Source organism: Calditrichota bacterium (assembly GCA_013151735.1).
Taxonomy (GTDB): Bacteria; Zhuqueibacterota; JdFR-76; order JdFR-76; family BMS3Abin05; genus BMS3Abin05.
Map to the genome: position 1 here is coordinate 1 of JAADHR010000081.1, position 6,585 is coordinate 6,585.

7 protein-coding genes are annotated in these 6,585 nt (G+C 50.4%); 6 read left to right on the forward strand and 1 reads right to left on the reverse strand.

What is annotated here, in order from left to right:
- Nucleotides 1-148, reverse strand: a 148-nt coding sequence (locus GXO76_05620; protein ID NOY77331.1) for a nucleotidyltransferase, incomplete at its 3' end; no start/stop codon positions are given.
- A 350-nt stretch (nucleotides 149-498) separates the two neighbouring features.
- Between GXO76_05620 and buk the strand changes: the two genes are divergently transcribed.
- From buk to GXO76_05650, 6 genes are all read left to right on the forward strand, one after another.
- Nucleotides 499-1,554, forward strand: coding sequence for a butyrate kinase (buk, locus tag GXO76_05625; protein NOY77332.1), 1,056 nt, complete (start codon nucleotides 499-501; stop codon nucleotides 1,552-1,554).
- Between the two features lie 106 nt (nucleotides 1,555-1,660).
- Nucleotides 1,661-2,551 carry an HlyD family efflux transporter periplasmic adaptor subunit gene (locus tag GXO76_05630; GenBank protein NOY77333.1) on the forward strand — a complete coding sequence of 297 codons (891 nt, stop codon included), beginning with the start codon at nucleotides 1,661-1,663 and terminating at the stop codon, nucleotides 2,549-2,551.
- Nucleotides 2,552-2,560: 9 nt separating this feature from the next.
- Nucleotides 2,561-3,481 carry an ABC transporter ATP-binding protein gene (locus GXO76_05635; GenBank protein ID NOY77334.1) on the forward strand — a complete coding sequence of 307 codons (921 nt, stop codon included), beginning with the start codon at nucleotides 2,561-2,563 and terminating at the stop codon, nucleotides 3,479-3,481.
- Nucleotides 3,478-4,221 (forward strand): ABC transporter ATP-binding protein, encoded by a 744-nt coding sequence (locus GXO76_05640; protein NOY77335.1) that lies wholly within the window; start codon nucleotides 3,478-3,480, stop codon nucleotides 4,219-4,221. The genes GXO76_05635 and GXO76_05640 overlap by 4 nt, the downstream gene beginning before the upstream one ends.
- Nucleotides 4,218-5,333 (forward strand): ABC transporter permease, encoded by a 1,116-nt coding sequence (locus GXO76_05645; GenBank protein NOY77336.1) that lies wholly within the window; start codon nucleotides 4,218-4,220, stop codon nucleotides 5,331-5,333. Before GXO76_05640 ends, GXO76_05645 begins: the two co-directional genes overlap by 4 nt.
- A gap of 1 nt (nucleotide 5,334) precedes the next feature.
- Nucleotides 5,335-6,456: an ABC transporter permease gene (locus GXO76_05650; GenBank protein ID NOY77337.1), complete on the forward strand. Its 1,122-nt coding sequence runs from the start codon at nucleotides 5,335-5,337 to the stop codon at nucleotides 6,454-6,456.
- Nucleotides 6,457-6,585 lie beyond the last annotated feature (129 nt).

Below are 6,585 nucleotides of genomic sequence, written 5' to 3' on the forward strand. Positions count from 1 at the left end.
AGGCAACTTTAAAGTTTTGAATAATACCGGCACGAACCGTTTCCCGCAAATCTTCATCCATTAATTCAAGTTTCTGATTTTTCGCAACCGATAAAGAGCGTTCCAGTGCATGAATAGCTTTTTTTAAACTGGTCAGATCAAGTGTCATTTGTACCTCGATCGTAAATCATTTAAGATATTGAATGTTGATAATTAATAATAAAGAATATTTTTTTAAAAGGAAAGCCTTTTTTGGAAATGCCAATTTACGAAATCAGAATATAATTTTTTGGGTTAGAAAAAATACTTTCAATTTATTGATTAAAATTGTAATTTAAATTAACGCTGTATTTGGAAGTCCATTTTACGTGAGAAAAACAGGCGTTACCGAAACACCGGGTAGAAACCGGACTTCAGAAAAAACATCGAAGATGTTTAACAATGGAGAATTAAAATCCCATTGAGCCAAACCTTTTTCGGATGGTGCGATGCATAAAATCTACCGAATTCTTGTGATTAATAATTCTTGTGATTAATCCGGGCTCCACGTCAACCAAAGTGGGGCTTTTTGAAAATGACACATTAATTTGGGAAGAAACACTGGCTCACAACCGCGAAGAGCTCAAACAATTTGGTGCCATTTGGGAGCAACTGGATTTTCGCAAAAAATCCGTACTGGATTTGGTGCGCCGGAAAAATCTGAATGTGAAATCCTTGAGCGCCGTGGTGGGCCGCGGCGGGTTGCTGCGTTCACTGACGGGCGGAACCTACCGCGTTACGTCGCAGATGATCGCCGATGCCCGTGCGGGATTGCAGGGAGAGCATGCCTCTAATCTGGGCTGCGCGCTGGCAGACTTTGTTGCGGAGCAGGCGGGGTGTCCCGCTTTTGTGGTGGACCCGATTTCGGTGGATGAATTTGAGCCTTTGGCGCGCTATTCCGGGCATCCGCTGCTGGAGCGGAAAAGTCTGGCGCACACGCTGAACATTCACGCGGTGAGCCGCTGGGTGGCGCAGGAAATGAAAATCCCCTTTGAAAAAAGCCGGTTTGTCGTAGCCCATCTGGGTGGGGGGATTTCCGTGGCCCCGGTTAAGGGCGGCCGGATTGTGGACGTGAACGATGCCTCCAGCGCCGGGCCGTTTAGCCCGGAACGTACGGGCACGCTCCCCTTGCAGGGATTTATTACGCTTTGTTTTTCGGGAGATTACACGGAAAAGCAGATGCGCCGGTTGGTGATGGGCGAGGGCGGGCTGGTGGCGTATCTGGGAACCAATGATGCCCGGGAGGTGGAAAACCGAATTGAAGCGGGCGACGCGAAAGCAGCTGAAATCTACGAAGCGATGGCTTACCAGATTGCCAAAGAAATCGGGGCAATGGCCACAGTGTTGAATGGCCAGCTGGATGCGGTGATTTTGACGGGCGGTCTGGCACAATCCAAGCGGTTGACGGATTGGATTGAGGGCCGGGTAAAATTTCTGGCTCCCGTTAAGCGCGTACCGGGTGAATTCGAAATGACCGCCATGGCCCAGGGGGCCCTGCGCGTACTTCAGGGAGAAGAGGAGGCGAGGGAGTACTAATTATCTGCGAAAGGACGCGAAAAAGAAGATGCCTCGGACCGGCCAAACACTCCTTTCAAAATTCGGATTTCAATTTTTTCAAAAGCCAGTAATTTCTGGAGGGTTCATGAAATACAAAATGCTCGTTTTTTTATTGGGTGGTATTCTGCTTGGGGCAGGCTGTCACTCTGCCCGGAAACAGGCCGTTTACACCGGTGTTTTGGAAGGACGAACAATTGATGTGCCAGCGCTGACCGGTGGAAAGATTGTCCGGCTCAATGTGAGCACTGGTGATGAAGTGGCCAAAGGCGACACAATCGCTGTAAATGACACATCCACACTTATTTTGCAAAAAGCCCAGTTGCAAGCGGGATTCAAAGAAATAAACGCACAAAAGGATGTTTTAGCTACCCATCTGAATCAGGCAAAGGCCAACGTGTCTTACGTGAGACAGGAACTCAAGCGGATTCAAACGCTGGTGCAGAAAAAGTCTGCTCCTCAACAAAAATTGGACGCAGTGACGAACAAACTGGAGCAGGCGGAAGCAGCCCTGCGGCTGGCCCGGCAAAATTTCCAGATTCTTTCGGCTAAGCGGGATCAACTTTTTGCCAAAATAAACCTCGTTCAGAAAAAAATCGACGATGCCACTATTCTCTCTCCTGCACAGGGACTTGTAACCGTGAAATATTTTGAAGCAGGCGAAGCCGTACCCCCGCTTGGTCCGGTAGTGGAACTCCTTAAAATAGACACCCTTCACGTGAAAATTTACGTTGCCGAGAAAACACTGCCGAAAATCCGCACGGGGCAGAAAGCTACTCTGCACGTGGACGGTCTGAACCGTTCCTTCGAAGGACGGGTAATCTGGATCAGTCCAAAGGCAGAATTTACGCCCAAAACCATTTTAACGCCGGAAACACGGACCTCGCTGGTGTATGCGGTAAAAATCCGGGTTCCCAATCCGGAGGGAATCCTGAAAGATGGCATGCCGGTGACGATCGAATTGAAAACAACGAAATAAATCGAATCAATGAACCCGATTGAAGTCCAGAATTTTTACAAGCGCTACGGAGCCGTGGAAGCCGTTCGAGGGATAAGCTTTTCGGTAAAAACAGGCGAGCTCTTTGGGTTGATTGGCCCGGATGGCGCCGGGAAAACCACACTTTTACGTACACTGTGCACACTTCTTCAACCGGAAGCGGGCACGGTTCGGGTGGGGGGATGGGATGCCAGTCGGGATATCCGTGAAATTCGAAAAAGACTTGGCTACATGCCCCAACAATTCTCCTTGTATCCCGATTTGACCGTGCAGCAGAATCTCCAGTTTTTTGCCGAGCTCTTTCAGGTTCCTAAAAAAGAGCGCGTCCAGCGGCTGGAAAAACTGTACCATTTTTCCAAACTGGAACCCTTTAAAAACCGTCGTGCGGCTGATCTCTCTGGCGGAATGAAGCAAAAATTGGCGCTCTCCTGCGCTTTGATTCATACCCCGGAAATTCTCATTTTGGACGAGCCCACGTTCGGGGTAGACCCCGTGTCCAGGCAGGAGTTTTGGGAGATTCTCCGCGAGATTCGGCATGAGGGGACCACCATTCTGGTGTCCACCGCCTACATGGACGAAGCGGAACAGTGCGATCGGGTGGCCCTTATTTTCAACGGGAGTCTTTTGGGAAAAGGAACGCCGCAGCAATTGAAAGCAGAATATCCGTATCCGCTGTTTCAGGTCAAAGGCAAGCATTTGCGCGATTTGCAGGCCTATTTTCAATCTCAGTCTCTCGTTCAAACCATTCAGATGTTCGGCGATACCCTCCACGTGAGTTTTCTCAGCCCGCCTACACCGGAGGCGTGGCAAACCTGGCAGAAGCAATCCGGGGGCAATTTACAGGACTGGCAGGCCATCTCCCCCACCGTGGAGGATGTCTTTTTGCACCTGATCGGACGGTCAGACGAATGAACGATACCTTTTCCATTGTGACGTCTCAACTCACGCGGCGTTTTGGACGATTTACCGCCGTGGACGGCGTGAGTATTCAGGTTCGCCGGGGCGAAATTTTTGGCTTTCTGGGAGCCAACGGCGCGGGCAAAACAACGGTTATTCGGATGCTGTGCGGACTGCTAACCCCTACTTCGGGGGAAGCGCGCGTGGCCGGCTTTGATGTCTACCGGCAGAGCGAGGCCATTAAAAAACACATCGGCTACATGAGCCAGCGGTTTTCACTTTACCCGGACTTAACAGCAGAAGAAAATCTCACATTCTACGGTCGAATTTACGGCCTTTCTCGGGACGTGCTGGACGCACGAAAGCAGGCGTTTTTTCGGAAATTGGGACTTTTACCTTACTTACACACCTTGACGCGGGATTTGCCCCTGGGGTTTAAACAACGGCTGGCGCTCGGGTGTGCCCTGATTCACGATCCGCCCATTCTTTTTTTGGATGAACCCACGTCAGGGGTCGATCCGGCGGCCCGACGCGCCTTCTGGAATCTCCTCTACGAAATGGCTGACAGCGGAAAAACCGTTTTTGTAACCACCCATTTTATGGATGAGGCGGAATACTGCCACAGAATTGGGTTCATGCGCTCAGGAAAATTAATTCTTCAGGGGCCGCCAACGGAGCTGAAAATGCGGTTCGGGAAATCTTCGGTGCAGGAGGTTTTTTTGACCTTGTCCGAAGGTGAGGAGACCCCCCGATGAAGGCGGCTCTGTTGCGGACCCGGGCCATTGTGCGGAAGGAATTTCTACACATTTTGCACGATCCGCGCAGCCTGTTTTTAGTGTTCCTGATGCCGGTTGTCCAGCTTATTATGTTCGGCTACGCCCTCAACCTGGAAATCCAGCGAGTGGACATGGCCGTGTTTGATCACGCCCGGTCACCGGCTTCCCGTGAATTTATTCAGGCGTTTTCGGGCAGCCGCTTTTTTCATGTGTTTGAAGTGAACCGGTCGGTGCGCACGGTGGAGGACTGGTTCAAATCGCGCAAAGCCCGTGTCGCGCTCGTCATTCCGGCCGATTTCGATCGCCAGCTCCACCGTAATCTGCGAATTCCCATCCAGTTTTTGATGGACGCTTCGGATGCCAATGCGGCCACCCTGATTCGAAATTATTGCCAGCAAATTTTGATTTCCTACAATCTGTCACACGGAGCGAAGGTGCTGCTGCCCTTCGCCTTTCGGCGCACGGTTTTCTTTAATCCCAATTTTCGCAGCAGCTACTTTTTTGTTCCGGGTCTGATGGCCATGATTTTGATTATGATTTCCACGCTCCTGACCAGTGTGGCCATCGCCCGGGAAAAGGAAACCGGAACGCTGGAGCAAATGCTGGTTTCTCCGGTGCGGTCCCGTGAAATCATTTTGGGAAAGGTGTTTCCTTATCTGGTGCTGGCCTTTCTGGACGCGGCCGCAATTCTGGCCATCGGACTTTTTCTGTTTCGGATTCCGTTTGTGGGAAATCTGCTGCTTCTAACACTGCTTTCGGTGTTGTACATTGTACTGGCACTCAGTCTGGGACTTCTGATCTCTACCGTGGCATCCTCTCAGCAGGTGGCCATGATGATTGCCCAGATAGCCACGGTGCTGCCCACCATCATGATGGCAGGAATGATTTTCCCGATTGCCTCTATGCCGCGGTGGCTGCAGCTTATCACGTACATCCTGCCGGCCCGATTTTACCTGCTGATTGTTCGGGGTATTATTTTAAAGGGAAGTACCTTTGCGGACCTGCTCAATCCCTCAGCCGTACTTTTGGGTATGACGATTTTCCTGCTGCTGGTTTCCATCCGAAAATTCAAAACGAATCTGGAGGCCTGACATGCAGCCCATTTTCGCCGTTATTCAAAAGGAATTTAAACAGGTGTTCCGGGACCGGTCGATGGTGGCGATTATTTTTTTGGTGCCGCTTATCCAGCTTTTTCTGCTGGCCTACTCCATTACGGTGGATGTGAGGCATGTGAAGCTGGAGATAGCCGACCTGGACAACAGTCACCTGAGCCGAGAGCTGGTGCAGGCCTTCAGTCACACGAAACAATTTGACCTTGTGGGCTGGACTCGTAATCTCAACGGAATTGAGGAGGGGTTTCGGTCCTGGCGGTCGCAGGTGGTTCTGATTATTCCGCCGGGATTTGAGAAGAATTTAAGGCGCGGGCGGCTGCCGCAGATTGGTGTTGCCGTGGATGGTGTGGACGGAAATACAGCCGGTGTGGCGCTGGGCTACGCTCAGGCGATTTTGATTCGCTTTGGCCAGCGCATACAAACTCAGGTGTTTGCACAGAAAACCCGTTCTCAGCCCCATCTTGTGGAGATGCGCGAACGCATGTGGTACAATCCGGAACTGGACAGCAAGCCGTTCATGATTCCCGGAATTGCCGTGGTGCTGCTTACGTTGCTGCCCATGATGCTTTCCTCCATGAGTTTGGTCAAAGAAAAAGAAACCGGCACCCTGGAACAGTTACTGGTCACACCCCTGAAAAAAACCCAGCTCATTCTGGGCAAACTCATTCCGTTTTTGCTGCTTTCTTTTATCGAACTGAGTTTTTTGCTGCTGGTGGCCATCGGCTCTTTTCACATTGCCATGAACGGAAGTTACCTGCTTCTGGGTTGGCTGTCGTTTGTTTATTTGTTCACGACTCTCGGATTGGGGATTTTCATTTCCACGGTCACCACCTCCCAGCAGCAGGCCATGTTTATGTCCTGGTTTATGCTGGTATTTATGATTTTGATGAGCGGATTTTTTATTCCTATTGAAAACATGCCGCTGGTGTTGCAAAAGCTTACCTATCTGGATCCGATGCGCTATTTTATGTCCATTGTCCGGGATATTTTTCAGAAGGGCTCCGGACTGCGTTTCCTGCAGAGGGATGCCATTCCGATGGCGGGGTTTGGCGTCATCATTTTGACCGTCAGCATTCTGAAATTTCACAAACGGGTAGGATAGTGAACAACCCCACCTTGATCCTCCCCTTTATAAGGGGAGGAAATTGCTTGGGTGGTAGGGGAGAGTTTGGAAAAAAAACGGGTGTGTGTTATTTTTTAATTTACTAAAGGGAAAAATTCAGGTTAAGAC